This is a genomic window from Pantoea sp. 1.19 (assembly GCF_001922585.1).
In the GTDB taxonomy this organism is placed as follows: domain Bacteria; phylum Pseudomonadota; class Gammaproteobacteria; order Enterobacterales; family Enterobacteriaceae; genus 1-19.
In genome coordinates this window covers 124,235-147,879 of record NZ_MRBS01000001.1, presented here as the reverse complement: position 1 = coordinate 147,879, position 23,645 = coordinate 124,235, and the positions used below count along the sequence as shown (strand labels likewise).

Sequence of the window (23,645 nt, the reverse complement as noted above, 5' to 3'; positions counted from 1 at the left end):
CTTGCTTATGCAGGAGAGAAGATGAGAAGCACCCTGTTACTGCGCCAGCTGGGCCAGCAGGTCAGCCAGCTGGCTGAGGCAGTCGCTCCCGTCGCCGGCCAGCGCAGCCGTCAAGCCCGTTTCGATAATCAGCTGTTTCACAGCCACAGTTCCCGGCTGGGCGACTATTTGCAGGAACTCCAGCAGACGCACCAGCAGCTGCTGCACAGCGTTGAACTGCAGCATACCGACCAGGTGCGCTGGCTGGCCGAGCGGGTCGTGGCGCAAATCAGCGCCCTGCAGCGTGAACTGGCGACCGCACCGCTGCGGCGCGGAGAAACCGCTGACCGCGCGGCGCAAAAAACGGTCTATGAGACGCTGGCAGAGCATCAGGATTTTGAGCGGCGGCTTCTGGCGATGATTGCCGATCGTGAAAGCCTGCTTGGCCGGCAGGCGGCCCTTGCAGATCAGCGTCGGCTGCAGCAGGAAATCGCCGCGCTGGAGGGGCGACTGCAACGCTGTCGCCAGGCCCTGAAGCGCATCGAACAGGCGATTGAACGTGGGGAGCGCTAGCCCGCCGCCCTTACCCATAACAGGAGGCAGCATGTCACTTGAGAACGCCCCGGATGAGATCAAACTGGCGGTGGATTTAATTCAGCTACTGGAAGAGAACGCGGTTCCCGCCGCCACGGTGCTGGCCGCGCTGGCCATCGTGCAGCGCGACTTTGCCCGCAAGCTGGCGGCGCAGGAGGATCAGGCGGGCTGATCGCACAGGGTGGGGCTGAGGCGCAGCGTATCGATCATGCACTGCACCATCGCCGGCGCCTCGGCAACCATATCGAAGCTTTCGGGCAGAAATAGCCAGTTTTCCAATACGCCGGTGACATAGGCGCGCAGGACAATCGCGGCGCGCCGGGTATTTAACGCGGCCGGCAACTGTCCGGCTTCGATGCACTGATTAAGCATCTGGATAATTTTGTCGTGACACTCCAGAAACAGAATCTGCTGGAGCTGCTGCAGCGCCACCATTTCACCAACAAACTCACACTTGTGAAACAGCACTTCCAGGAGTTTACGCCGGTGAGTATCGCGGGCGGTGGCCGCGAGGGCATAAATCAGGGTGTCACGCATGACGGAGAGTGGATCGTCGGGGTATTTTAACTGATACTCTTTTTCGACATCGGCAATACCCGACTCCGAATGCGCCAGGATCTCATTCAGCAAATCGGTTTTATTTTTGAAGTGCCAGTAGATGGCCCCGCGCGTCACGCCGGCCCTGCGCGCGATGTCGGTCAGGGATGTCGCCGACACGCCATGGGCTGAAAAACAGGCCAGGGCTGCGTCGAGAATTTCATGGCGCGTTTCAAGCGCTTGCTGTTTAGTCTTTCGTGCCATTACGTGTTGTTTTAAACAGGGCGTGACTTACATACACTTTTGAATGTATGTACCATAGCATGACCCCACATTAAACGCAGCAATGGGTTTAACGGTTTGTGATCCATTGGTAAACAAAAATCGGACACTAGAGGTTTAGTTATGAATAAAAACAGAGGGTTAACGCCTCTGGCGGTCGTATTGATGCTGTCCGGCAGCGTCGTTTTAACAGGATGTGATGACAAACCATCGCAGCAGGGGCAACAGCAGGCGCCGGAAGTTGGGGTCGTCACGCTGAAAACCGAACCATTGCAGGTGACGACCGAACTCCCCGGCAGAACCTCTTCTTACCGCATTGCTGAAGTCCGCCCTCAGGTTTCCGGTATCATTTTAAAGCGTAATTTTGTGGAAGGCAGCGACATCAAAGCCGGTGAATCGCTGTATCAGATCGATCCTGCGACTTATCAGGCCGCGTATGACAGCGCCAAAGGTGATTTAGCCCAGGCGCAGGCCAATGCACAAATTGCCGCACTAACCGTGAAGCGCTATAAACCGCTGCTGGGTACGCAATACATCAGTAAGCAGGAGTACGATCAGGCGGTGGCGACCCAGAGCCAGACCGCCGCGGCGGTAGAAGCGGCCAAAGCCGCGGTGGAAACCGCGCGCATTAATCTCGCCTACACCAAAGTGACCTCGCCAATCAGCGGACGGATTGGCAAATCCACCGTTACCGAGGGTGCCCTGGTGCAAAACGGTCAGACCAACGCGCTGTCCACGGTGCAGCAGCTTGATCCCATCTATGTAGACGTAACTCAGTCGAGTAATGAGTTTTTACGTCTGAAAGAGGAGCTGGCGAGCGGTAAGCTGAAGCAGGAAAACGGCAAGGCGAAAGTGACCCTGCTGCTGCAGGACAGCACGACCTATCCACAGCAGGGCACGCTGGAATTTTCCGATGTGACCGTGGATGAGTCAACCGGCTCACTCACCCTGCGGGCTATTTTCCCGAATCCGAACAGTAACTTGCTGCCCGGCATGTTCGTTCGTGCCCGCCTCGACGAAGGGGTTAATCCGACAGCATTGCTGGTTCCACAGCAGGGTGTGACCCGCACACCGACCGGTGATGCCAGCGCACTGGTGGTGAATAAAGAAAATAAAGTGGAAACGCGTAAGCTGACCGCTGCGCAGGCTATCGGCGACAAATGGCTGGTCACCGAAGGCCTGAAAGCCGGTGACCGGGTGATAGTAAGCGGACTGCAGCGCGTGAAACCGGGCGCCACGGTCACCCCACAGGAAGTGAATGACGATGCCAAAAGCGATGCGAACAGCGCGCAGGACACTGGCAAAGCGCAACAACCTCAGTCTTAACAGGAGCCAGTGATCCATGGCTAAGTTTTTTATCGACCGACCCATCTTCGCATGGGTTATCGCCATCATTATTATGCTGGCGGGCGGGCTGTCGATCCTGAAGTTACCGATTGAGCAATACCCTAACGTTGCCCCACCGGCCATTGAAGTCCAGGCTAACTACCCGGGTGCAGATGCAAAAACGTTACAGGATTCGGTCACCCAGGTAATTGAACAGAATATGAACGGCATCGACGGACTGATGTACATGTCCTCGAGCAGTGACTCATCAGGTTCGCTGACCCTGACCCTGACCTTTGAATCCGGCACCGACGCGGATATTGCTCAGGTTCAGGTACAAAACAAGCTGCAGCTGGCGACGCCGCTGCTGCCACAGGAAGTCCAGCAGCAGGGGATTCAGGTTAAGAAATCCTCCAGTAGCTTCCTGATGGTGGCCGGTTTTATCAGCGATAACGGCAGCATGACGCAAAACGATATTTCGGATTACGTCGGCTCCAACATCAAAGATCCGATCAGCCGCGTGCCCGGCGTGGGTGATACCCAGCTGTTTGGTGCCCAGTACGCGATGCGCATCTGGATGGATCCGCACAAGCTGAATAACTTCCAGCTGACGCCGGTCGATCTGATTAACGCACTGAAAGTACAGAACGCCCAGGTCGCCGCTGGCCAGCTCGGCGGGACGCCGCCGGTGCCCGGTCAGCAGCTGAACGCCTCGATCATTGCGCAAACCCGCCTGACCTCCGCTGAGGAGTTCGGAAAAATCCTGCTGAAAGTCAACGCCGACGGCTCACAGGTTCGCCTGCGCGACGTGGCGAAGGTCGAACTGGGCGGGGAAAACTACGAAATCATCGCTCGCTATAACGGTCACCCGGCCTCCGGCCTGGGGATCAAGCTGGCCACCGGTGCTAACGCACTGGATACCGCCGCGGCGGTTAAGGCCAAACTGGGTGAACTGGAACCGTTCTTCCCGGCCGGTCTGAAAGTGGTTTATCCGTATGACACCACGCCATTCGTGAAGATCTCAATCTTTGAAGTGGTAAAAACGCTGGCAGAAGCTATCGTGCTGGTGTTCATCGTGATGTATCTGTTCCTGCAGAGCTTCCGGGCCACCCTGATCCCGACCATTGCGGTCCCGGTGGTGCTGATGGGAACCTTTGCCATCATCAGCGCGTTTGGCTACTCGATAAACACCCTGACGATGTTCGCCATGGTACTGGCCATCGGCCTGCTGGTGGATGATGCCATCGTGGTGGTGGAAAACGTCGAGCGCGTAATGTCCGAAGAGGGCCTGCCGCCGAAAGAAGCGACCCGTAAGTCAATGGGGCAGATCCAGGGAGCGCTGGTCGGGATTGCGCTGGTGCTCTCCGCGGTATTTATCCCAATGGCCTTCTTTGGCGGGTCGACCGGGGTCATTTACCGTCAGTTCTCCATCACCATTGTTTCGGCGATGATTTTGTCGGTGATCGTGGCGCTGGTGCTGACGCCGGCGCTGTGCGCCACCATGCTCAAACCGATGAAGAAAGGCGAACACGGCAAAACCACCGGCTTCTTCGGCTGGTTTAACCGCATGTTCGATAAAAGCACCCATCACTATACGGACAGCGTCAGTCATATCCTGCGCAGCACCGGTCGCTACCTGATCATTTATGTGGCGATCGTGATTGGGATGGGCGTGCTGTTCATTCGTCTGCCCAGCTCGTTCCTGCCTGAAGAGGATCAGGGGCTGCTGCTGACCATGGCGCAGCTGCCGGCCGGCGCAACGCAGGAGCGCACGCAGAAGGTGCTGGATCAGGTCACGCATTACTACCTGACTCAGGAGAAAGACAACGTTAAATCGGTCTTTACCGTTAACGGCTTCGGCTTCTCCGGCCGCGGTCAGAATACCGGCCTGGCATTTATCAGTCTGAAACCCTGGGATGAACGCCCCGGCGCCGAGAATAAAGTTGAAGCGATTGCTGGCAGGGCCATGAAGGGGCTCTCCACCATCAAAGATGCGATGGTAATCCCGTTCAACCTGCCGGCGATCATTGAGCTGGGTAACGCCACCGGCTTTGACTTTGAACTGATTGACCAGGCTAACCTGGGTCATGAAAAGCTGACGCAGGCGCGTAACCAGCTGTTAGGCATGGCGGCGCAGCATCCCGACATGCTGGTGGGGGTCCGTCCCAACGGGTTGGAAGATACGCCACAGTTTAAGCTGGAAGTGGATCAGGAGAAGGCATCAGCACTCGGCGTGTCCCTGTCTGACATTAACTCGACGCTGGCTTCCGCGTGGGGCGGCTCTTACGTCAATGACTTTATCGATCGCGGTCGCGTGAAAAAAGTCTACGTCATGGGACAGGCGAAAGATCGTATGCTGCCGGACGATATCAACACCTGGTATGTTCGCTCGGCTAACGGCGAGATGGTGCCCTTCTCGGCCTTCTCCTCGTCGAAGTGGCAGTATGGCTCACCGCGTCTGGAACGCTATAACGGTCTGCCATCCATGGAGATTTTAGGCCAGGCGGGCCCGGGCAAAAGTTCGGGTGAAGCGATGGCGCTGATGGAATCTCTGGCCTCGAAGCTGCCTAACGGTATCGGCTTTGACTGGACGGGGATGTCCTATCAGGAGCGTCTGTCGGGTAACCAGGCACCGGCGCTGTACGCCATCTCGCTGATTGTGGTGTTCCTCTGCCTCGCCGCGCTGTACGAGAGCTGGTCAATTCCGTTTGCGGTGATGTTGGTCGTTCCACTGGGGGTCATTGGTGCGCTGATCTTTACGACTCTGCGCGGCTTCAGCAATGACGTCTATTTTGTGGTCGGGCTGCTCACCACCATCGGGCTATCGGCGAAGAACGCCATCCTGATCGTCGAATTCGCCAAAGACCTGATGGAGAAAGAGGGCAAAGGGCTTATCGAGGCCACAATGGAAGCGGTGAGGATGCGTTTACGTCCGATTCTGATGACCTCGCTGGCCTTCATTCTTGGCGTACTGCCGCTGGCCATCAGCACCGGTGCGGGCTCCGGCGCGCAGAACGCCGTAGGTACCGGCGTGATGGGCGGGATGGTGACCGCCACCGTTCTGGCGATCTTCTTTGTACCGCTGTTCTTCGTGGTGGTTCGCCGCCGCTTCAGCAAGCATAAAGACGAGCTGAAAAGCCACCCGGTTGATCATCCACCGAAAGGATAAATCGCTCCCTGCGACAACGAGGCCGCCCTGTGCGGCCTCTTTTTTTGCCTCTTGAAAAGTCACGCGCGCGGTCGCATAATATTGTTATATTATAACGTAACAAATTTAGGAGTGACGATGAAATCAGGTATCCATCCGGCTTACCGTACCGTGGTATTCCACGACACCAGTGCCGATCAGTATTTTAAAGTGGGTTCAACCATTAACACCGCGCGCACCATTGAGCTTGAGGGGGAGACCTTCCCTTATGTGCCGCTGGATGTTTCGTCCGCTTCACACCCCTACTACACCGGTCAGCAGAAAGTGCTGGCCAAAGAGGGCAGTGCCGCGCGGTTTAACCAGCGCTTCGGTCGCTTCCTCGGCCAGAAGTAATCCCATCGTCTGCGGTGCGGCAGCCTGGCTCACCGCTGAGGTCGCCCCCGGGGTCAGTGGGGCCGCCGCGCCCACGCGTTCACCGTCAGGGAAGAGAACATAACGAGGATTTCGCTGAGTGTTGGGCCGCCTGTGCGGCCCTTTTTTGTCGCTTACCGGGGCGTCATTGCCGCGGCCATGGCCGTCACGTTGTGTTTGAACGCCGCGGTGTAAGTAGGCGCCGGCCCATTTTTATCACTCAGGGCTTCCGGATAGAGCTCTCCGCCCGAAGTAGCCCCGCTCTCTTTCGCAATCTGCTGCACCAGGCGTGGATCGGTCTGATTCTCGATGAAGTAGTGCTGAATATGCTGGGCTTTTAACTGAGCGATGAGCGCCGCCACGTCGCTGGCGCTGGCCTCCGCTTCGGTGGAAAACCCGACCGGTGCCAAAAAGCGTACGCCGTAGCGCTGACCGAAGTAGCCGAAGGCATCGTGGCTGGTCAGAACCTGACGCCGGGCGACCGGAATGGCGTTAAAGGTCGACTGCGCCCAGCGATCCAGCTGTTCCAGCTGCTGGATATAGGCCGTGCCCCGCCGGGTAATGGCCGCCGCATCATCAGGATCGGCCTTTACCAGCGCCTGCATCACATTGCGCGCGTAAATCACCCCGTTCTGCATACTGTTCCAGGCGTGGGGATCCGTGACGGTTTTACCGTCTTCCTCCATCTGACGCGTGGAGACGCCGTTGGAGGCTACCACTGGCGGATGGGCGTAGCCGGATGCGGCAATCAGCCGATCCATCCAGCCTTCCAGCCCCAGTCCGCTGACCACCACCAGATCGGCCCGCGCCAGCGCGGCGCTGTCTTGCGGACGCGGTTCAAAACTGTGTGGATCGCCATTGGGACCGACCAGCGTGTTCACCGTGACGGCATCGCCACCAATCTGCTGTACCATATCGCCCAGCACGCTAAAGCTGGCGACCACGTTCAGGCTTTTCGCTTGCAGTGGGCCGGCCGCTAACAGCGCGATAACCGACAGGACAGTCACTTTTTTTTTCATTGGGTTACTCCTTGCCTTAAGAATGGCGCAGGCGAGAGGTGACAACCCCGCCCTGCGGTCCGAAAAAAATTGACAGCAGAAAACAGCCCGCTGCGCACAGTACCACTGCCGGCCCGGCGGGCAGACCCAGCGTCCAGGAGGCGCTCAGCCCCACCAGGCTTGAGAGCGTGCCCACCAGCATCGCGCACAGCAGCATCCCCGGCAGCTGCCGGCCCCAGAAGCGCGCACAGGCGGCCGGTAGCATCATCAGCCCCACTGACATCAGCGTGCCGAGGATCTGAAAGCCAGCGACCAGATTGCCCACCACCGCCAGTAAAAACAGTCGGTGCGCCCAGTCGGTCATGCGCGGACTTTGCTGTCGGAGCCAGCCCGGCTCCATGGCTTCCATCATCAGCGCCGGATACAGCACCGCCAGCAGAATCAGCGTCAGTGCGCTGATGACGGACACCGCCCACAGGGCCTCTGCCTGCACCGCCAACAGCGACCCAAACAGCACGTGCAGCAGATCGACGCTCGAACCGTGCAACGATACCAGCGTGACGCCAAGCGCCAGCGAAGCAAGGTAGAGCCCGGCAAAGCTGGCGTCCTCTTTTAACGGCGTGTGCCGGCTGATCCATCCCGAGAGCAGCGCAACGGTAATCCCGGCAATCAGCCCTCCGGTGCCCATCGCCGCCAGCGACAACCCGCACAGCAGGTAGCCGAGCGCTGCTCCCGGCAGAACCGCATGCGACAGCGCATCGCCCATCAGACTCATACGACGCAGCAGCAGCAATACTCCCAGCGGCGTCGCGCTGAGCGACAACGCCAGACAGGCCACCAGCGCGCGGCGCATGAAAGCAAATTCGAGAAAAGGCTGCAGTAGCGTCATCAGTGGCTCTCCAGCGGATCGATAGGAAGCCGCCAGCGCACACAGTCCGCACGGAGCTGCAGCTCACGGGGAAACAGCCTTGCAATTTGCTGCGCATCATGTAAAACCGCGATTACCGTTTTGCCCTGCTCCGCCAGCCGCCGGATCAGGCACAATAACGTCTCAGTGGTGGGCCTATCGATCCCGGTAAAAGGTTCATCCAGCAGCAGCAGTGCCGGGTCCTGCATCAGTAAACGCGCAAAGCGCACGCGCTGCAGTTGGCCACCCGAGAGCTGATGCAACAGCGTTCCGCGCTGAGCGACCATATCTACCGCCTCAAGACAGTGGCTGACCCGCAGGCGCTGAGCGCATGAGAGGCCGCGCAGCAGGCCGGACCGTTGCCAGCCGCCGGTCGCCACCAGATCGCTAACCGTGACCGGAAACTGCGCGTCCATCTGCGCCTGCTGTGAGAGCCAGCCGACCTGCGCGCGCGGTAGCGGCTGTTCCAGATGGCCGGACACCGGCGGCAACATACCGGCCAGCGTGTTTAAAAGCGTCGATTTTCCGCAGCCGTTGGCGCCGCTGATGGCCGTCAGGGATCCGCCGGGAAATGTACCGTGAATGGCCGGCGTAATTGCGCGCCTGTGATACCCCACCCGCAGGGCGTTCAAGATCAACGTCATGCGTTGGCCCATCCGGTCGCCAGCGCTAACAGCACCAGCAGCGGTAAAAGACACGCCAGCCGGCCCCACAGGGGAAGCAGTAAATAAGAGAAAGGAGACATGCGGCACCGCTTCGGTAATCAGAATATGTTTATGTTATAACATAACACTTGAGGCACCACGATTCCGCCGCAGCCCGGCAAAAAAAGTGTATCGGAGTATGACCGGCCGCCGGACTCCCGTTGGGCAGAATGAACGCAGGAAGCGCCCCACGACCCGCCGCCGCGGCAGGCCGGGTGCGGTGGAGCGCTGGTAGCCGACGCCGGCATCCAACAGCGTCATCATCAGCGCACTCTTGCCATTTTTTGCCGCAGGCCCAATGCTTTAACCAATACTCCCTTTTTGTCAGGATGAAAAATGCACCTGGTTTTCCCAGATAACATCGCTCCGACGGACCTCGATGCCACGCGCCTTGCGGATATCATTCGCCGGAATACTCTCAAAATAGAAAGCCGATTAAATGATGCCCTGGGCTGGTATTCCGGGAACGCGCAAATTGTTCCGGGTAGTTTTCACATTATTGCTATAGAAGTTTTAAACCATTCAGGCTATAGAATGTCATATGAATATCGCTGGCAGGTTTTTAATGCCTGCCTTGACATTGATGCTACCGAAGTGAGCACTGAAAGCGTGACGGTGAGCGTGAGCCACGAAGGCATCACGCTCGACTTTATCGCCGCTCCCCGCCCCTCCCCGGGCGATGAATTGTAATGTTTCGTTAAATAAAATATGCCCGTTTAAATCCAGGTTATAATTGCAGTTAAACGATTAGCACGATTATTGTTTTTATCACTTCCAGGTGGCGGTGCCGCACGGTGGCAACTGCAATGACATGCCTCGCTATGGAGGGAAAAGAGATGGACGAATACTCACCGAAACGGCATGATATAGCCCAGCTGAAATTCCTGTGCGAAAATCTGTACGACGAGTGTCTGGCAACATTAGGTGACAGTCATCACGGCTGGGTTAACGATCCGACCTCGGCCATTAATCTGCAGCTTAACGACTTGATAGAACATATTGCTTCATTCGCAACCAATTACAAAATCAAGTTCATAGAAGACAGTGATTTAATCAGTCAGATTGATGAATATCTCGATGACACCTTTATGCTTTTTAGTAATTACGGGATCAACGCGCAGGACCTGCAGCGCTGGCAAACCTCTGCCAGAAGACTGTTTAACATTTTTTCCGAAGAGTGCGCGGGGCTACGGGGTTTGCCCAGCCATTCTTTTTAGCAGCTAAAAATAATTAATACGGTTTAACAATGACTGAAAAACTTCTTACGAAAACTGATTATCTGATGCGTCTGCGGCGCTGTCGTTCTATCGACACACTTGAGCGGGTTATCGAAAAAAATAAATACGAATTGTCCGATGATGAACTGGCGGTGTTTTACTCCGCTGCCGATCATCGGCTGGCAGAGCTGACCATGAACAAGCTGTATGACAAAGTGCCCGTGTCGGTGTGGAAATATGTGCGCTAGCCACGCGGGGTAAGTTTTTTGGCAGGGCAGAATGGGTGGAGGCCCTGCCAGCTACATCCCGGCACACGCGTCGCCTGCTGCGGCTGCTTCCTTCCGGACCTGACCGAGTTCACAAGTTAGCGTTGCGGGAGAACCAACAGGGCCTCCATTGAGAGCTCAGTTTCCCAAGCGCGGCGGCATTATCTGTGATGCCCTGCTCAATTGCAAGTAAACTCCCGGTGACTGCGGTTTAATTGTCCAGTTGGCCTACACATCTCTCCCCCTTCACGTTATTCTCTCCCGACAGCGGTCACGATCGGGACCTCCCCATGGATGAAGAACTGCAGTTCCCACAGCGCGTCTGGCAGGTGATTGCCGCGATCCCCGCCGGTCGGGTGGCGACCTACGGCGACATTGCCCGGCTGGCCGGCTCTCCGCGCGCGGCCCGGCAGGTGGGCGGCGTGTTGCGCCGGCTGCCGGAGGGCAGCACGCTGCCCTGGCACCGGGTGATCAATCACAACGGTGCGCTTTCGCTGCAGGGTGAGCGCCGCCAGCGCCAGCGTGAGGCGTTACGGCGGGAGGGCATCGACGTGAATGAGGCGGGACGCCTGGCGCTGGCCCGCTATCGCTGGTGCCCCTGATAAAAAAACGCCCCGGACGGGGCGTTTATTGGTGCTTACATTGCTGACGGGGCCGGTACGGCCGATGACGGGGTTACCTGGGTCGGAGAGGTAGCCGGTACGGTACGCGTCGCGCCCGGTGCGGTAGGGATAGCCATTTCCGGCACCGGCACCAGCGTCAGATCTTTTTTGGTGCCGCCACGGGTGACGACCTGCTGCACGCTGTCGGTCACAAAAGCCAGCTTGCCGTCAATGGTCACCGCCGCGCTCAGCAAAATGTTGGCGTTCGGCTGCACATCCGCCGGATTAAACGGCAGCGTGAAGCTGAAAGGCGCCTGTTTGCCTTCCGTGCGGAACACTCGCTGCGACAGCACTTTTGACGGCGCATCGGCCAGCGAGGCATCAGAAAGCGTTACCGTTACCACGGCGTCCGGCGGCAGCGCAATGCGCTGGCGAATCCAGACGTTGCCGGTGACGGCCGGCTGCGCGATCGTGCTGCCCTGCCCTGTGACCTGAGAACCGAGCGTCGGCGTGGGTATGTCGCGTCCTTTATCGGCACAGCCTGCCAGCGCCACCGCCAGCGCTGCACCACTTACCACCTGCCAAAGTTTCATCAACACAGTCTCCTTATCAGATTGCTTCGCCACAACAATTGTGCGGCGCATCCACTCTTTGTCAGAGTTAACCGTTTTATTTTGGCACAGAAAACCGGTTTTTGCCCGGTCACGCTAATAGCGGCCAGCGGGAAAAGCGTCGGCGGTGATTGACGCCGACTGGTCCGATTTCGCACACTGCACCTGTCGACGGATAACGGAGTCACCAACATGAGTCAGGCACTACAAAATTTATTAACCCTTCTTAATCTGGAAAAGCTGGAAGAGGGGCTGTTTCGCGGGCAGAGCGAGGACCTGGGGCTGCGCCAGGTCTTTGGCGGTCAGGTGGTGGGCCAGGCGCTGTATGCCGCCAAGCAGACCGTTCCCGCCGATCGTATGATTCACTCATTTCACAGCTATTTTCTCCGCCCGGGAGACAGCCAGCGGCCCATTATCTACGACGTGGAAACACTGCGCGATGGCCACAGCTTCAGCGCCCGCCGGGTGAGTGCCATTCAGCACGGGCAGCCGATTTTCTACATGACCGCGTCTTTCCAGTCGCCAGAGTGCGGCTTTGAGCATCAGACCAGCATGCCTAACGTGCCCGGCCCCGAGGATTTGCCGTCGGAGACCGATATTGCCCACCAGCTGGCGGCCTTTATTCCGGAAAAAGCGCGCGATAAATTTCTCGCCGAAAAGCCGCTGGAGATCCGCCCGGTGAAATTTCATAACCCGCTGAAGGGGCACGTGGACGAACCGGTCCGCCACGTATGGATCCGCGCCAACGGCGAGATGCCGGCCGATCTGCGGATTCACCAGTATTTACTGGGCTACGCCTCCGATTTTAACTTTTTACCGGTGGCCCTGCAGCCGCACGGCAAGGGGTTTCTTGAGCCGGGGATGCAGGTGGCGACCCTCGATCACTCCATGTGGTTCCATCGCCCGTTGGATCTGAACGACTGGCTGCTGTACAGCGTGGCGAGCCCGTCGGCATCCGGCGCGCGCGGATTTGTCCGCGGCGAGTTCTTTGACCGCGAGGGAACGCTGGTGGCTTCGACCGTGCAGGAAGGGGTGATGCGGCTGCGTGCTCCCTGAGAGCAAAAAAGGCGGCGTCTGCCGACGCCGCCCTGTGTTACCCCGATCAATACTTACTGGTTGTAAGCATTCTCACCGTGGCTGTTGACGTCCAGCCCTTCGCGTTCCTGCTCTTCCGGTACGCGCAGCCCAACCACCATGTCTGCCACCTTAAAGCCCACGAAGGCGACCACACCGGTCCAGACCACGGTGACACCGACGCTGAACAGCTGCACCCAGACCTGATGGCCCATGGTCACGCCTTCAGCATAGCCGACGCCGCCCAGTGATGAAGAGGTAAAGACGCCGGTCAGGATACAGCCCACGATACCGCACACGCCGTGCACGCCGAAGACATCGCAGGGATCGTCCACGCGCAGCCACTTCTTCAGGGTGCTGACGCCCCACAGGCCGGCCAGACCGCCCGCCAGACCAATGATCAATGCCCCCCCTACGCCCACCGTGCCGCACGCTGGCGTAATCGCCACCAGACCGGCAATGGCACCGGAGCAGGCGCCCAGCAGCGAAGGTTTACCGCGCAGCGCCCATTCGCCAAAGGTCCAGGCCAGAATCGCGCCGGCAGTGGCAATCACGGTATTCAGGAACGCCAAGGCAGCAATTTCGTTCGCCGAGCTGGCGGAACCGGCGTTAAAGCCAAACCACCCCACATAAAGGATCGCCGTTCCGGTAAATACCATAGGTAAGTTGTGCGGTTTAAATGCCTCTTTGCCGTAGCCCGCGCGTTTGCCCACCAGATAGGCCCCGACCAGACCGGCCACGGCGGCGTTAATGTGCACGACGGTCCCCCCGGCAAAGTCCAGCGCACCATCCGCGGCGAGGAATCCGCCCGCCCAGACCATGTGGGCGATGGGCAGGTACGCCAGCGTCAGCCAGATCACCACAAAAATCAGCACCGCCGAGAAGCGAATACGTTCCGCGATGGCGCCGACGATCAGGCCGACGGTGATACAGGCAAACGACGCCTGGAACGCAACGTGAATATATTGATAGAAGGAGCCGGTCAGTGCGGTCAGCTCAATCCCCTTCAGCATCGCCATGCTAAAGCCGCCAAAGAACGCGTTGCCCTCGCCGAAGGCCAGCGAATAGCCATACACCATCCACAGCACGCAGACCAACGCGAAAGTCACGGTAACCTGGGTCAGCATTGACAGCACGTTCTTACCGCGAATCAGGCCTCCGTAAAACAGGGCAATACCGGGAATAGACATGAACAGCACCAGCGCGGTGCAGATCATCATAAAGGCGTTGTCGGCCTTATCGGCCACCGCAGGCGCGGCGGCCAGCGCCAGCGACGGCAGCGATGCCAGACCAGAAACCCCCAGTGCAAATAATTTTTTGTTCATTTTACATTTATCCCATTCAGTTTCTGCGCCTGAGATTACAGGGCTGCTTCGTCGTTTTCGCCGGTGCGGATACGGATCACACGCTGCAGTTCTGCAACAAAAATTTTTCCGTCTCCGATTCTGCCGGTGTAGGCCGCTTTGCTAATGACATCAACCACCTCATCCAACTGATCATCGGCAATGGCAACATCGATTTTCACTTTAGGCAGAAAGTTCACGCTGTATTCCGCGCCGCGGTACAGTTCGGCATGCCCCTTCTGACGGCCAAATCCTTTCACTTCGGTGACGGTCAGGCCCTGAATGCCGATGGAAGAGAGCGCTTCCCGCACATCCTCCAGCTTGAATGGTTTAATCACCACGGTAACCAGCTTCATACGTTCCCCTCCAGCTTAAGAATAAAATGGTTTACGCCGATACAAGATCTCTCAAGCAAAGGGTATGCCAACATTGAAAAGAAGCAGGTGTACAGTAAATGCGTCCGTTTTAATGCCTGTTACGACATTTCCAGAACACTCCGGGCAGGATAAGCGGATTGAATTACGAAGGTGCGCCGCACCAGCCGAGTGCAGCGCGCGTTAAGGTAGTGCAGCCGGCCATGTTTTCCCCGCTGGCCGCCCAGTGATGGTGCAGCACGGGCGCGCGGAGCATCAGGCCTGCGCCAGCTCCTCGCCGGCCAGCTGTAGCTGATACATCTGCCAGTAGCGCCCCTGCTGTGCCAGCAGCGCCTGGTGCGTCCCGCGCTCCACGACTTGCCCCCGGTGCAGCACCAGAATCGCATCCGCCTCGGTGATGGTCGACAGCCGGTGTGCGATCACGATAAGCGTAGTGTGCTGACGAACCGCCTGCAGCGCGCGCTGAATCGCCTGTTCAGTACCGGAGTCGATGTTGGCGGTGGCCTCATCGAGGATCAGGATTTTCGGCGAGGCCACCAGCACGCGGGCCAGCGCCAGCAGCTGCTTTTGCCCGACCGACAGCGTGTTGCCCTGCTCGCCCAGCACGCTGTGCAGACCTTGCGGTAGCGCCCGGACCAAATCCGCCAGCTGCGCCGTTTCCAGCGCCTGCCAGACCTGTGCCTCGCTCACCTCCCGACCGAGGGTCACATTGGCCATCAGCGTATCCGCCAGCACCACCGGATCCTGCTGCACCATCGCGATCCCCTCGCGCAGCGTGGCGTGGCTCAGGTCAGACAGCGGCCGGTCGTCGAGGCGAATCTCCCCTTCCGTCAACGGGTAGTAGCCCATCAGCAGGCTGGCCAGCGTGCTTTTACCGCTGCCGGTGTGTCCAACCAGCGCCACAAACGCCTTCGGCGCTACCTCAAGCGAAATATCGCTCAGTACCCGATGATTATCACGATAGGCAAACGAAAGATGCGCCAGGCTAATGCGCCCCGATTGCAGCGGCGTGGCGTCCGTACCGTAATGCTGGCGCGGAGCGTCCATTAATTCAAAGATGCGCTCTCCGGCGACCACCGCCTGCTGCAGCATGGATTGCTGAGTGGTTAGCTCAATCAGCGGTTCGTTAAGCCGGCCAAGGTAATTAATGAATGCATACAGCACGCCCACCTCGATGCTGCCGGCGGTTGAGAAGCCAAACAGCAGCATCAGTCCGCAGAGGATCGCGGCAGAGAACAGGCTGAGCAGCGGACGCAATAAAAAACCGTCCAGCCGCAGGGTTTGCATTCGCGCGTAGTAGTGCTGACGGCTGGCCTGACTCATCCGTTTACCAAAGCGTGCCTGCTGGCGAAACTGCTGGATCACGCTCATGCCGTTAATCACTTCATTGAATCCGTTATTGATGTCCGCCAGATAGCTGCGCACCCGGCGGACTATCGGCGTGCTGTAGCGCTGGTAAATCAGCATGACCAGCAGCACCGCGGGGAAAATGGCGATCGCCACCAGGGCCATTCGCCAGTCGAGGCTGAACATCGCCACCAGCATCGCCCCCACCAGCGCTGCGCTGCGCAGTACCGTCGCCACGACGGTGACGTACAGATCGCGTACGACCTCGGTATCGTTAGTCACGCGGGAAATGATCTGCCCCACCGGCTGGGTATCAAATGCGCTCAGCGGCTGGCGCAGCGCGGCATCCATCACGTCGGTGCGCAGCTGCTGAACCACGCCGACGGCCGCCCGGTTAAACAACAGCGCCTGCCAGTAATGCAGTCCGGCCGCCAGCAGCTGCAGCAGCAGATAGCTGCTGATCAGCCCCACCACCAGCCCCAGCGGCATCCGGTGTTTGGCCACCAGATTGTCGATAAAGTAACTGATCAGTATTGGCCCCAGCACTTCAGCGGCCGCGGCCAGCCAGAGCATCCCCACCGCCAGCCCCAGCGAACGTTTCCACGGTTTTCCGTACGCCAGCAGGCGCTTTAGCGTCGGCCAAAGCCGTTTAACGTTGGCCATCTGCCGCCTCCCCGGATCCCTCATCGTCGCCAATCAGCGCCGCTTCCAGTTGTTGATAGCGATACATGTCACGATACCAGCCCGGTTCCGCAGCCAGGATCGCATGATCGCCACGCTGTACCACCCGTCCCTGATTGAGCACCAGAATCTGATCGGCCTCGGTCAGGGCCGACAGCCGGTGCGCGCTGATAATGACCGTTTTACCGGCCCCCCACTGACGCAGATTATGCAAAATCTGATGTTCTGTCCGGCCATCCACCGCCGAGAGCGCGTCGTCCAGCAGCAGGATTTCCGCTTGCAGCAGCAGCGCGCGGGCAATCGACAGCCGCTGTTTTTGGCCGCCGGAGAGCATCACGCCGCGCTCGCCGACTTCAGTATCGTACCCCTGCGGCAGACGCATGATGTCCTCGTGCACGCTGGCCAGCCGGGCCGCGGCTTCTATGTCGGCCTGGCTCGCATCGGGCGCGCCCAGCGCAATGTTGCGCGCCACGGTGTCAGAAAAGAGAAACGGCGTTTGATTAACGACGGCCAGCCGGCTGCGCCACTCATCCATCCGCAGCTCGGTCAGCGAGATGCCCTGATAGGTAATGCAACCCTCACTGACGTCAAAATGACGCTGTAACAGCGCCAGCAGTGCCGATTTTCCGGCACCGGTCGGGCCGCACAGGCCAATCATCTCACCGGGGCGAATATGCAGCTGGATGTCGCTGAGCGCCGGCGCTGTTGCCTCGGGGAAATGGAAGCGGCGGATAGCTACCGCCAGCGCTCCGCGCCCGGCAGCGAGCGGTTGGGTCCCGTCGACCACCACCGGCGCTTCGGCCAGCAGTGCCTGGATGCGGCTCCAGGCAGCGCTGCCGCGCTCGACAATATTAAACATCCACGCCAGCGCCAGCATCGGCCAAATCATCAGGCCGAGGTACATCACAAAACTGGTCAGTTCGCCGAGGGTCATCTGCTGCTGCCATACCAGCCAACTGCCACCGCCGATCGCCAGCAAATTTGAGGCGCCAATGGCCAGATATATTGTGGGATCGAAACGCGCATCTACCCGCGCCACGCGCAGGTTCTTTGCGCCGGTGTCAGCGGCAATAGCGGCAAACTGTCCCGACTGGCGATCTTCGAGGCCAAAGGCTTTGATCATACGGATGCTGGTCAGGCTCTCCTGCGTCTGATCGTTCAGGCTGGAAAACGCGGCCTGTGCCAGTTTAAAGCGCTCGTGCAACCGATCGCCATAGCGTTTGATCACCAGCGCCATTACCGGCATGGGCAGCAGCGCCAGCAGCGTGAGCTGCCAGCTGATCTGCGTGCTCATCACCAGCAGCACCGCTAACCCCATGACCATCGAATCCACCAGCGTCAGGACGCCCTCACCGGCGGCAAAAACCACCCGATCCACATCGTTGGTGGCGCGGGCGATCAAATCGCCGGTGCGGTGGCGCAAATAAAAACCGGGATGCTGGCGGCTAAGCTGCCGGTAAAACTTCTCGCGTAGCTCCACCGCTAACTGATAGGAGGCGCCAAACAGCAAAATACGCCAAACGTAACGCAGCAGGTAAACCACCACGGCGGTGAGAAGCATCAGCCCTACCCACAGCAGAATCTGCCTGGCGGAGAGCTGTTGTCGCGTCACGCCATCGACAAGGATGCCGACCACCTTTGGCGGCAGCAGCTGCAAGATAGCAATGATGATAAGCAGGGCTACTGCGCCAAGATAGCGCCGCCATTCACGGGTAAAGTACCAGCCCAGCTGATGGAACAATCGCACAAAAAAGTCCTGAATTCGCAGGTGAGCAACTCACCCAGAGGTTGATGTCGGCGCTGCCGCGCCTGACATCAGGGAATCACCGGCAGCGCGGTGGTGTATTTTATCGCCTCCATGGCGAAACTCGACGTCACGTCGATCAGGCCGGGTACGCCTTCGACCAGCCGCTTATAAAACGCGTCGTAGCACTTCATATCCGCGACCTGCACCCGCAGCAGGTAATCATATTCGCCCGCCATGCGGTAAAACGCCATCACCTCCGGCATCTCTTTCACCACATCGGTAAACTGCTGGTACCACTGGCTGCTGTGCTGCTGGGTTTTGATCATGACAAATGCGGTCAGCGGCAGTCCCAGCTTCTCACTATCCAGCAGCGCCACCCGGCCGCGTATGATCCCTTCATCTTCCAACCGTTTCAAGCGTTTCCAACAGGGCGTGGTGGTCAGGCTGACCGCATCGGCGATGGCCTGAAGCGAAAGAGTACAGTCTTGCTGCAAAAGATTTAAAATCAGCCTGTCTTTTCTGTCGAGTGTGATATTTGGCAAAATTTTCTCCCCGCCCGGTGGAAAAAAGGGAAATTATAGCAACTTTTTCTCCCTGCTGACGAGTACTCTGGAGCTTCCTGATTCCACTATGGATAACGAATCATGCTGCGTTCCTCTCAGGCCCTGACGCTACTGCTGTTTGTCATTGTTGCCCTCACCTGGGGCACCACCTGGATGGCGATGAAAATCGCGGTTGAAACGGTGCCACCGATTTTTGCTACCGGACTGCGCTTTCTTTGTGCGGCTCCGCTACTGCTGCTGCTGGCGCGCTGGCGGCGGGCACCGCTGCTATTTCCCCGCGGTCAGCGCGGCTTTCAGCTGGCGGTCACGCTGGCCTACTTCGCCGTGCCTTTCACCCTGATGATTTACGGCGAGCGTTATACTGCCGCCAGCCTGGCCGCCATTATTTTTGCCACCATGCCGGTGGCGGTGCTCGGCGCTTCCATGCTGTTTCTGCGCGAGCGTACGTCCCGTCAGCAGCTGCTGGGATTGGCAATCGCGCTGCTGGCGCTTGGCGGTATTCTCTGGCACGAAACCCGCGGAGGGATGAGTTCGACCATTGGCATTATGGCGCTGACCGCTGCCGTGTTGATGCACGCGGTGATGTACGTCCTTTGCAAGAAGCGTGGCGCAGCGATCCCGGTGCTCAGCTGGAACGCCCTGCCCTGCCTCGGTGCCGGCGTGCTGCTGACCCTGACAGGCTGGCTGACCGAAGCACCGCACGTGGCGCAGTTTACCCCGGCCGCCATTGGCGCGATTGTCTGGTTAGGGGCGCTGGCCGGCGTCGGCGGTATATTGTGCTATTTTGCACTACAGCAGCGCGCCCGTCCCTTTCAGGCATCGCTGGTGTTCCTCGTCTTCCCGGTCATTGCCATTGCGCTGGATAACCTGCTGCGCGGTAGCAGCATCAGCGAAGGCTCACTGTGGCTGATGCTACCGCTGCTCACCGGCATCTTGCTGACGCTCGCCGGGCAACCCGCCGCACGCGCCGCCAAGGTGGCCGCGACCGCCGACGCCCGGCTCCCCGAGTCCCGCTGATCGCACTCTGCCGCTGTCCGCCCGTGCACCGGGTCGATGGCGGCCCGTTAACCGGCCTGTCTGACCGGCCGACGGCATTCACCGCGCTATCCTTCCGCCGCCGCAGGGGATAAAATTCTCCTTTTCAGACGCTAACCAGTGCGTTTGCCCGTCACAGAGGGCGCAGCGCATTGGCGGCAACGACGGAACGGATGGTATGAAACGTGCAGTAGTGGTATTTAGCGGCGGTCAGGACTCAACAACCTGCCTGGTCCAGGCCCTTAACCAATATGACGAGGTGCATTGCGTCACCTTTGATTACGGTCAGCGACATCGCGAAGAGATAGCGGTCGCCGCCTCGCTGGCGGCGCGCCTCGGCGCGGTTGCCCACAAGGTGTTGGACGTCACGCTGCTGAACGCGCTGGCGGTCAGCAGCCTCACCCGTGACAACATTCCGGTGCCCGGCTACGATCCGCAGGCCAGTGGCCTGCCCAGCACGTTTGTCCCCGGGCGCAATATTTTATTTCTGACGCTGGCCGCAATTTATGCCTATCAGGTCGACGCCGAGGCCGTCATTACCGGGGTCTGCGAAACCGACTTTTCCGGCTATCCCGACTGCCGCGATGCGTTTGTTAAAGCGCTGAACCACGCGGTGGCATTGGGAATGGCGCGCGACGTGCGCTTCGAAACGCCATTGATGTGGTTAAACAAAGCGGAGACCTGGGCGCTGGCGGACCACTGGCAGGCATTGCCGCTGATACGTGAAGCCACACTGACCTGTTATAACGGCATCCAGGGGGACGGCTGCGGCGCCTGCGCGGCTTGTCACCTGCGTGCAAACGGGCTGCAGCAGTATCAGCAGCAGCCGGCAGCGGTGATGGCGCAGATGAAGGCGAAGACCGGCCTCGCCTGAGGCCTGGCTGTTGACGGTTGATGCTGGTCGCCCTCAGGCGTTGAGCATATCGCTGAGGCGGGTTTTTAACTCGCCTTCCAGCGGCACTGCCTTTTGCGTTTTCAGGTCGACGCAGGCAAAGGTGAGCAGCGCATCGGCTACCGCCTCTTGCGTTCCCGCCAGCACGATCGTTTGACTCAGCACGCCGCTTTTGCCTTTCAGCTCAACCAGGCGACTGGTGATTGACAGCGTATCGCCCAGCATCGCCGGACGGCGGTAGTTGATATTGATGTTTACCACCACAAAGGCCAACCGGTTTGCCTGCATCCAGGCAAAACTCTCCAGGCGCTCCAGCCATGCCCAGCGCGCCTCCTCCAGAAACTCAAGGTAGCGGGCATTATTAACGTGTTGATAAACATCAAGGTGATAGCCGCGAACTTTGATCGTGGTCTGCATAGTGCGTCCTGTGGGTTAAGAGGCCAAAACTGGTATGACCTCTTCATCCTGACAGCACACCGCGACCTTGTCATCACGCCGTCATCTGGCTGCGAAGGGGATCACAATTTAAGCCGATCCAGATTACGCTCCAGCAGTGCACGCCCGATGCCCGGCACCTCGGTGAGCTGTTCAAGCTGGGTGAAATTTCCGTACTTTTCACGGTAGCTGACGATGGCTTCCGCCTTTTTCAACCCCACGCCGTTCAGGGCGGCCGCGAGCTGATCGGCCGTGGCGCTGTTGATGCTCAACCGCTCGCTGCGGGCGTCGACATCGTTGTCCGCCGCCGCGGCGAGACGGGTCGGCGGCGGGCCGGCATCCGGCGCGGTCACGGCGGGGCTTGCCGCCACCAGCGCGGCACTGCCCAGAGTCAAAGTGAAGATCAAACTGCGTAACAGGGTTGTCCTGATCATGCTGTGTTCCTCCATGTGTTAACAGCCTGCTCAGGGTGCCGTATCCGCCCGACGAAGGCGATCGCCGGATTACGGATATGGAAAGGGCCGCAGAAGCGGCCCTTTCATTTGCAGTGCGTTACATTTTATCTGCGCGCATTATTGCGCTTGTGCCGCGGCACCGTATTTCACTTTGGCGTCTTTACGCAGGTTACTCATCAGGGCAGCAAACACGATTTGCGCGTTGTTTTCCGCCATGCCCGCCGCCATCGCTTTCTGGCTCTCCGCCGGCAGTTTGCCGGGGCGCACGCTGTCCAGCGCCAGCAGGACGAGGTTACCTTCGCCGTCTTCACCTGTACCCCAGGAAGGCCCTTTATCGGTTGGCTTAGGTAGCTCAAACACCGCCTGGGTTAAGCTGTCCTGACCCGAGCGGGTAAAGGTCTTCGGCGCAGAAAGCGTGAGGCCGGCGTCGCTCAGCACCGCATCGCCCTTACCGGCTTTCAGCTCAGCCAGCAGCTTGTCCGCTTCCTGACGCGCCTGCTGGCGGGCTTTATCCATTTTCAACTGCGTAATCACCCGATCACGAACCTCTGACAGCGGTCTCACCGCTTCCGGTTTGTGCTCGCTGATGCGCAGGACAAACGCGCGATCCCCGTCGACGGTGATGATGTCAGAGTTCGGACCTGGCGCACCGTTTTGCCCCAGCAGCGCGCCGTTAAAAATGGCGTCCTGAACCGGTTTAAAGTTCAGCTCCGCCGGTAGCGAGTCGCGGCTAAACCACGGCGTCTCAACCAGCTTCACACCGGCAGCCTGCTCAGCGCCGAGCAGCGATTCATTATCGTTGCTGGCCGCTTCGCTCACTTTGCCCTGCAGCTTATAGTAGGCATCGACGGCGCTCTCGACTTTGACCCGCTCGGCAATCGCATCGTGCACCTCACTCAGCGGTTTGACGCGCTCAGGCTGCGTGTCGTCGAGGCGCGCCACCAGGTAGCCGACGGAGGATTTTAGCGCGCCTGAAAGCTGACCTTTCTCGGTCAGACCGGCATTTTTCAGCTCATCTGGCGTGGTTTCCTGCTCCAGCCAGCCCATGTCGCCGCCTTTTTTCGCAGTGATCGGATCGACGGAACGGGTTTTAGCCAGCTCGGCGAAATCGCCGCCGTTTTTCAGCGCCTCGAGTATGCTGTTAGCGTCGGCTTCCGTTTTGGTCTGAATCACGCTGTAGCGATTCCGCTGAGGCTGGGTGTACTCCTGACGATGACGGTCATACCAGCTCTGAATCTCCGCTTCGCTGGCGGGCTTTTGCATGCTGGCGGCATCCAGCATGATGTAGCTGACGCGGAACTGCTCCGGCGCGAGATAGCTGTTTTTATTCTGCTGCCACGCGTTATTCAGCTCGTCTTCTGATACGGACTGTTTTTCCGCCAGTGCCGCAACGTTGATCACCGCTTCGCGTACCGTACGCTCCTGGGAAACCAACGCGGCCAGCGCGGCCGTTTCACCCGGCAGCATAAAGTCAGTGCCCATAATAGCCCGCACCAGCTGCTGATTTTTCAGATCCTGACGCAGGGCCTGCGCATACTGATCGGCATTCATGCCGATGTTGGCAATCAGGGAAAGATAGCGCGCGTTATCGAATTTACCGTTGGTTTGAAACGCCGGCTGTTCGAAAATTGCCTGTTTGACCTGCTGATCGCTGATCGCCAGATTCAGGCTGTCGGCATACTGATCGATCAGGGTTTCGTCTACCAACTGCGCCAGCGCCTGCTGCCGCATCTGCTGCAGAAAGCCCTCATTACCCGCGAGCTCGGAGAAGCGATCCCCGAGCAGCTGCTGCTGACGATTACGCTCCGTTGCCACCGCGCGCTCCAGTTGCGCCCGGCTGATCTCCTCGCCGTTTACCTTGGCCGCATAGTCGCCGCCCGCAAACTGATAGTTAATGACCCCAGTCAACAAAAAGGACAGGATAATCAGGCCCAGTATGATTTTGAGCACGACATGATTCGCCGCCGCGCGTAAATTGTCCATCATGGTGTGACAACACTCCGCTGTATGTGAATGTAGGCTTCGCGCGCCCGGTTCCCCCGGAGCAATCGCATAGGCGCGATCAAAGCTGAAGCCTGCTGCGTTGACCATCGCGCCCACCCCGCTGCCGGGAGACA

25 protein-coding genes and 1 other RNA gene are annotated in these 23,645 nt (G+C 59.0%); 12 read left to right on the top strand and 14 right to left on the bottom strand.

Annotation, left to right across the window (positions count from 1 at the left end; genetic code table 11):
* Nucleotides 1–21 precede the first annotated feature (21 nt).
* Together priC and rsmS are read left to right on the top strand one after the other, a co-directional pair.
* Complete coding sequence (gene priC / locus BS626_RS00755; RefSeq protein WP_075180502.1) at nucleotides 22–552, top strand: primosomal replication protein PriC; 531 nt, start codon at nucleotides 22–24, stop codon at nucleotides 550–552.
* A 31-nt stretch (nucleotides 553–583) separates the two neighbouring features.
* The gene (gene rsmS / locus BS626_RS00750; protein ID WP_075180501.1) at nucleotides 584–745 is read left to right on the top strand and encodes a pleiotropic regulatory protein RsmS; all 162 of its coding nucleotides are present in this window, start codon (nucleotides 584–586) and stop codon (nucleotides 743–745) included.
* Here rsmS and acrR read toward each other — a convergent pair.
* Nucleotides 733–1,374, bottom strand: a complete 642-nt coding sequence (acrR, locus tag BS626_RS00745; RefSeq protein ID WP_075180500.1) for a multidrug efflux transporter transcriptional repressor AcrR — start codon at nucleotides 1,372–1,374, stop codon at nucleotides 733–735. The genes rsmS and acrR overlap by 13 nt on opposite strands.
* A gap of 141 nt (nucleotides 1,375–1,515) precedes the next feature.
* Between acrR and BS626_RS00740 the strand changes: the two genes are divergently transcribed.
* From BS626_RS00740 to BS626_RS00730, 3 genes are all read left to right on the top strand, one after another.
* Nucleotides 1,516–2,718, top strand: coding sequence for an efflux RND transporter periplasmic adaptor subunit (locus tag BS626_RS00740; RefSeq protein WP_075180499.1), 1,203 nt, complete (start codon nucleotides 1,516–1,518; stop codon nucleotides 2,716–2,718).
* A gap of 16 nt (nucleotides 2,719–2,734) precedes the next feature.
* Nucleotides 2,735–5,887, top strand: a complete 3,153-nt coding sequence (locus tag BS626_RS00735) for a multidrug efflux RND transporter permease subunit AcrB (protein ID WP_075180498.1) — start codon at nucleotides 2,735–2,737, stop codon at nucleotides 5,885–5,887.
* A gap of 117 nt (nucleotides 5,888–6,004) precedes the next feature.
* Nucleotides 6,005–6,259, top strand: coding sequence for a type B 50S ribosomal protein L31 (locus BS626_RS00730; protein ID WP_075180497.1), 255 nt, complete (start codon nucleotides 6,005–6,007; stop codon nucleotides 6,257–6,259).
* Between the two features lie 152 nt (nucleotides 6,260–6,411).
* On the opposite strand, the gene BS626_RS00725 is transcribed toward BS626_RS00730, so the two are convergent.
* The 3 genes from BS626_RS00725 to BS626_RS00715 are packed head-to-tail and all read right to left on the bottom strand — an operon-like array spanning nucleotide 6,412 to nucleotide 8,826.
* On the bottom strand, nucleotides 6,412–7,296 hold the full coding sequence (locus BS626_RS00725; protein WP_075180496.1) for a metal ABC transporter substrate-binding protein: 885 nt from the start codon (nucleotides 7,294–7,296) through the stop codon (nucleotides 6,412–6,414).
* A gap of 16 nt (nucleotides 7,297–7,312) precedes the next feature.
* The gene (locus BS626_RS00720) at nucleotides 7,313–8,164 is read right to left on the bottom strand and encodes a metal ABC transporter permease (RefSeq protein ID WP_075180495.1); all 852 of its coding nucleotides are present in this window, start codon (nucleotides 8,162–8,164) and stop codon (nucleotides 7,313–7,315) included.
* Nucleotides 8,164–8,826: a metal ABC transporter ATP-binding protein gene (locus BS626_RS00715; RefSeq protein ID WP_240494242.1), complete on the bottom strand. Its 663-nt coding sequence runs from the start codon at nucleotides 8,824–8,826 to the stop codon at nucleotides 8,164–8,166. The genes BS626_RS00720 and BS626_RS00715 overlap by 1 nt, the downstream gene beginning before the upstream one ends.
* A gap of 396 nt (nucleotides 8,827–9,222) precedes the next feature.
* Between BS626_RS00715 and BS626_RS00710 the strand changes: the two genes are divergently transcribed.
* The 3 genes from BS626_RS00710 to BS626_RS00700 all read left to right on the top strand — a co-directional run bounded on the left by BS626_RS00710 (nucleotide 9,223) and on the right by BS626_RS00700 (nucleotide 10,351).
* Complete coding sequence (locus BS626_RS00710; RefSeq protein ID WP_075180493.1) at nucleotides 9,223–9,576, top strand: hypothetical protein; 354 nt, start codon at nucleotides 9,223–9,225, stop codon at nucleotides 9,574–9,576.
* Between the two features lie 146 nt (nucleotides 9,577–9,722).
* Nucleotides 9,723–10,103, top strand: a complete 381-nt coding sequence (gene tomB, locus BS626_RS00705) for an Hha toxicity modulator TomB (protein ID WP_075180492.1) — start codon at nucleotides 9,723–9,725, stop codon at nucleotides 10,101–10,103.
* Between the two features lie 29 nt (nucleotides 10,104–10,132).
* Entirely contained in the window at nucleotides 10,133–10,351 is a 219-nt protein-coding gene (locus BS626_RS00700; protein WP_075180491.1) for an HHA domain-containing protein, read from the top strand.
* 42 nt (nucleotides 10,352–10,393) lie between these two features.
* Here the strand turns inward: BS626_RS00700 and ffs are convergent.
* An RNA gene (ffs, locus tag BS626_RS00695) (signal recognition particle sRNA small type) lies at nucleotides 10,394–10,490 on the bottom strand.
* A gap of 169 nt (nucleotides 10,491–10,659) precedes the next feature.
* On the opposite strand from ffs, the gene BS626_RS00690 reads away from it, so the two are divergent.
* On the top strand, nucleotides 10,660–10,971 hold the full coding sequence (locus tag BS626_RS00690) for an MGMT family protein (RefSeq protein ID WP_075180490.1): 312 nt from the start codon (nucleotides 10,660–10,662) through the stop codon (nucleotides 10,969–10,971).
* 35 nt (nucleotides 10,972–11,006) lie between these two features.
* Here the strand turns inward: BS626_RS00690 and BS626_RS00685 are convergent, their stop codons facing one another.
* Nucleotides 11,007–11,564 carry a YbaY family lipoprotein gene (locus tag BS626_RS00685; protein WP_075180489.1) on the bottom strand — a complete coding sequence of 186 codons (558 nt, stop codon included), beginning with the start codon at nucleotides 11,562–11,564 and terminating at the stop codon, nucleotides 11,007–11,009.
* 210 nt (nucleotides 11,565–11,774) lie between these two features.
* On the opposite strand from BS626_RS00685, the gene tesB reads away from it, so the two are divergent.
* The gene (tesB, locus tag BS626_RS00680) at nucleotides 11,775–12,638 is read left to right on the top strand and encodes an acyl-CoA thioesterase II (protein WP_075180488.1); all 864 of its coding nucleotides are present in this window, start codon (nucleotides 11,775–11,777) and stop codon (nucleotides 12,636–12,638) included.
* A gap of 53 nt (nucleotides 12,639–12,691) precedes the next feature.
* On the opposite strand, the gene amtB is transcribed toward tesB, so the two are convergent.
* The 5 genes from amtB to BS626_RS00655 all read right to left on the bottom strand — a co-directional run bounded on the left by amtB (nucleotide 12,692) and on the right by BS626_RS00655 (nucleotide 18,690).
* Nucleotides 12,692–13,981 carry an ammonium transporter AmtB gene (gene amtB / locus BS626_RS00675; protein ID WP_075180487.1) on the bottom strand — a complete coding sequence of 430 codons (1,290 nt, stop codon included), beginning with the start codon at nucleotides 13,979–13,981 and terminating at the stop codon, nucleotides 12,692–12,694.
* A 35-nt stretch (nucleotides 13,982–14,016) separates the two neighbouring features.
* Nucleotides 14,017–14,355, bottom strand: coding sequence for a P-II family nitrogen regulator (gene glnK / locus BS626_RS00670; RefSeq protein ID WP_075180486.1), 339 nt, complete (start codon nucleotides 14,353–14,355; stop codon nucleotides 14,017–14,019).
* Nucleotides 14,356–14,628: 273 nt separating this feature from the next.
* On the bottom strand, nucleotides 14,629–16,383 hold the full coding sequence (locus BS626_RS00665) for a SmdB family multidrug efflux ABC transporter permease/ATP-binding protein (protein WP_075180485.1): 1,755 nt from the start codon (nucleotides 16,381–16,383) through the stop codon (nucleotides 14,629–14,631).
* A complete protein-coding gene (locus tag BS626_RS00660; RefSeq protein ID WP_075180484.1) occupies nucleotides 16,370–18,148 on the bottom strand; it encodes a SmdA family multidrug ABC transporter permease/ATP-binding protein in 1,779 nt (592 codons plus the stop codon). The genes BS626_RS00665 and BS626_RS00660 overlap by 14 nt, the downstream gene beginning before the upstream one ends.
* A 68-nt stretch (nucleotides 18,149–18,216) precedes the next feature.
* Nucleotides 18,217–18,690 (bottom strand): Lrp/AsnC family transcriptional regulator, encoded by a 474-nt coding sequence (locus BS626_RS00655; RefSeq protein WP_305790486.1) that lies wholly within the window; start codon nucleotides 18,688–18,690, stop codon nucleotides 18,217–18,219.
* A gap of 102 nt (nucleotides 18,691–18,792) precedes the next feature.
* On the opposite strand from BS626_RS00655, the gene BS626_RS00650 reads away from it, so the two are divergent.
* Together BS626_RS00650 and queC are read left to right on the top strand one after the other, a co-directional pair.
* Entirely contained in the window at nucleotides 18,793–19,728 is a 936-nt protein-coding gene (locus BS626_RS00650; RefSeq protein ID WP_075180482.1) for a DMT family transporter, read from the top strand.
* Nucleotides 19,729–19,924: 196 nt separating this feature from the next.
* The gene (gene queC, locus BS626_RS00645; RefSeq protein WP_075180481.1) at nucleotides 19,925–20,620 is read left to right on the top strand and encodes a 7-cyano-7-deazaguanine synthase QueC; all 696 of its coding nucleotides are present in this window, start codon (nucleotides 19,925–19,927) and stop codon (nucleotides 20,618–20,620) included.
* A 33-nt stretch (nucleotides 20,621–20,653) separates the two neighbouring features.
* On the opposite strand, the gene BS626_RS00640 is transcribed toward queC, so the two are convergent.
* The 3 genes from BS626_RS00640 to ppiD form a co-directional block, all read right to left on the bottom strand.
* Complete coding sequence (locus tag BS626_RS00640) at nucleotides 20,654–21,055, bottom strand: thioesterase family protein (RefSeq protein ID WP_075180480.1); 402 nt, start codon at nucleotides 21,053–21,055, stop codon at nucleotides 20,654–20,656.
* 101 nt (nucleotides 21,056–21,156) lie between these two features.
* On the bottom strand, nucleotides 21,157–21,522 hold the full coding sequence (locus BS626_RS00635; RefSeq protein WP_240494241.1) for a helix-hairpin-helix domain-containing protein: 366 nt from the start codon (nucleotides 21,520–21,522) through the stop codon (nucleotides 21,157–21,159).
* A 123-nt stretch (nucleotides 21,523–21,645) separates the two neighbouring features.
* Nucleotides 21,646–23,514: a peptidylprolyl isomerase gene (ppiD, locus tag BS626_RS00630; RefSeq protein WP_075180479.1), complete on the bottom strand. Its 1,869-nt coding sequence runs from the start codon at nucleotides 23,512–23,514 to the stop codon at nucleotides 21,646–21,648.
* Between the last annotated feature and the right edge of the window lie 131 nt (nucleotides 23,515–23,645).

Coding starts and splice junctions, on each gene's coding strand:
- BS626_RS00700 (WP_075180491.1), top strand. CDS start 10,133: ATGACTGAAAAACTTCTTACGAAAACTGATTATCTGATGCGTCTGCGG.
- BS626_RS00720 (WP_075180495.1), bottom strand. CDS start 8,164: ATGACGCTACTGCAGCCTTTTCTCGAATTTGCTTTCATGCGCCGCGCG.
- priC (WP_075180502.1), top strand. CDS start 22: ATGAGAAGCACCCTGTTACTGCGCCAGCTGGGCCAGCAGGTCAGCCAG.
- tomB (WP_075180492.1), top strand. CDS start 9,723: ATGGACGAATACTCACCGAAACGGCATGATATAGCCCAGCTGAAATTC.
- ppiD (WP_075180479.1), bottom strand. CDS start 23,514: ATGATGGACAATTTACGCGCGGCGGCGAATCATGTCGTGCTCAAAATC.
- BS626_RS00665 (WP_075180485.1), bottom strand. CDS start 16,383: ATGGCCAACGTTAAACGGCTTTGGCCGACGCTAAAGCGCCTGCTGGCG.
- amtB (WP_075180487.1), bottom strand. CDS start 13,981: ATGAACAAAAAATTATTTGCACTGGGGGTTTCTGGTCTGGCATCGCTG.
- glnK (WP_075180486.1), bottom strand. CDS start 14,355: ATGAAGCTGGTTACCGTGGTGATTAAACCATTCAAGCTGGAGGATGTG.
- BS626_RS00735 (WP_075180498.1), top strand. CDS start 2,735: ATGGCTAAGTTTTTTATCGACCGACCCATCTTCGCATGGGTTATCGCC.
- BS626_RS00715 (WP_240494242.1), bottom strand. CDS start 8,826: ATGACGTTGATCTTGAACGCCCTGCGGGTGGGGTATCACAGGCGCGCA.
- queC (WP_075180481.1), top strand. CDS start 19,925: ATGAAACGTGCAGTAGTGGTATTTAGCGGCGGTCAGGACTCAACAACC.
- BS626_RS00690 (WP_075180490.1), top strand. CDS start 10,660: ATGGATGAAGAACTGCAGTTCCCACAGCGCGTCTGGCAGGTGATTGCC.
- BS626_RS00740 (WP_075180499.1), top strand. CDS start 1,516: ATGAATAAAAACAGAGGGTTAACGCCTCTGGCGGTCGTATTGATGCTG.
- rsmS (WP_075180501.1), top strand. CDS start 584: ATGTCACTTGAGAACGCCCCGGATGAGATCAAACTGGCGGTGGATTTA.
- BS626_RS00710 (WP_075180493.1), top strand. CDS start 9,223: ATGCACCTGGTTTTCCCAGATAACATCGCTCCGACGGACCTCGATGCC.
- BS626_RS00650 (WP_075180482.1), top strand. CDS start 18,793: ATGCTGCGTTCCTCTCAGGCCCTGACGCTACTGCTGTTTGTCATTGTT.
- BS626_RS00730 (WP_075180497.1), top strand. CDS start 6,005: ATGAAATCAGGTATCCATCCGGCTTACCGTACCGTGGTATTCCACGAC.
- BS626_RS00685 (WP_075180489.1), bottom strand. CDS start 11,564: ATGAAACTTTGGCAGGTGGTAAGTGGTGCAGCGCTGGCGGTGGCGCTG.
- BS626_RS00640 (WP_075180480.1), bottom strand. CDS start 21,055: ATGCAGACCACGATCAAAGTTCGCGGCTATCACCTTGATGTTTATCAA.
- BS626_RS00635 (WP_240494241.1), bottom strand. CDS start 21,522: ATGGAGGAACACAGCATGATCAGGACAACCCTGTTACGCAGTTTGATC.
- BS626_RS00725 (WP_075180496.1), bottom strand. CDS start 7,296: ATGAAAAAAAAAGTGACTGTCCTGTCGGTTATCGCGCTGTTAGCGGCC.
- acrR (WP_075180500.1), bottom strand. CDS start 1,374: ATGGCACGAAAGACTAAACAGCAAGCGCTTGAAACGCGCCATGAAATT.
- tesB (WP_075180488.1), top strand. CDS start 11,775: ATGAGTCAGGCACTACAAAATTTATTAACCCTTCTTAATCTGGAAAAG.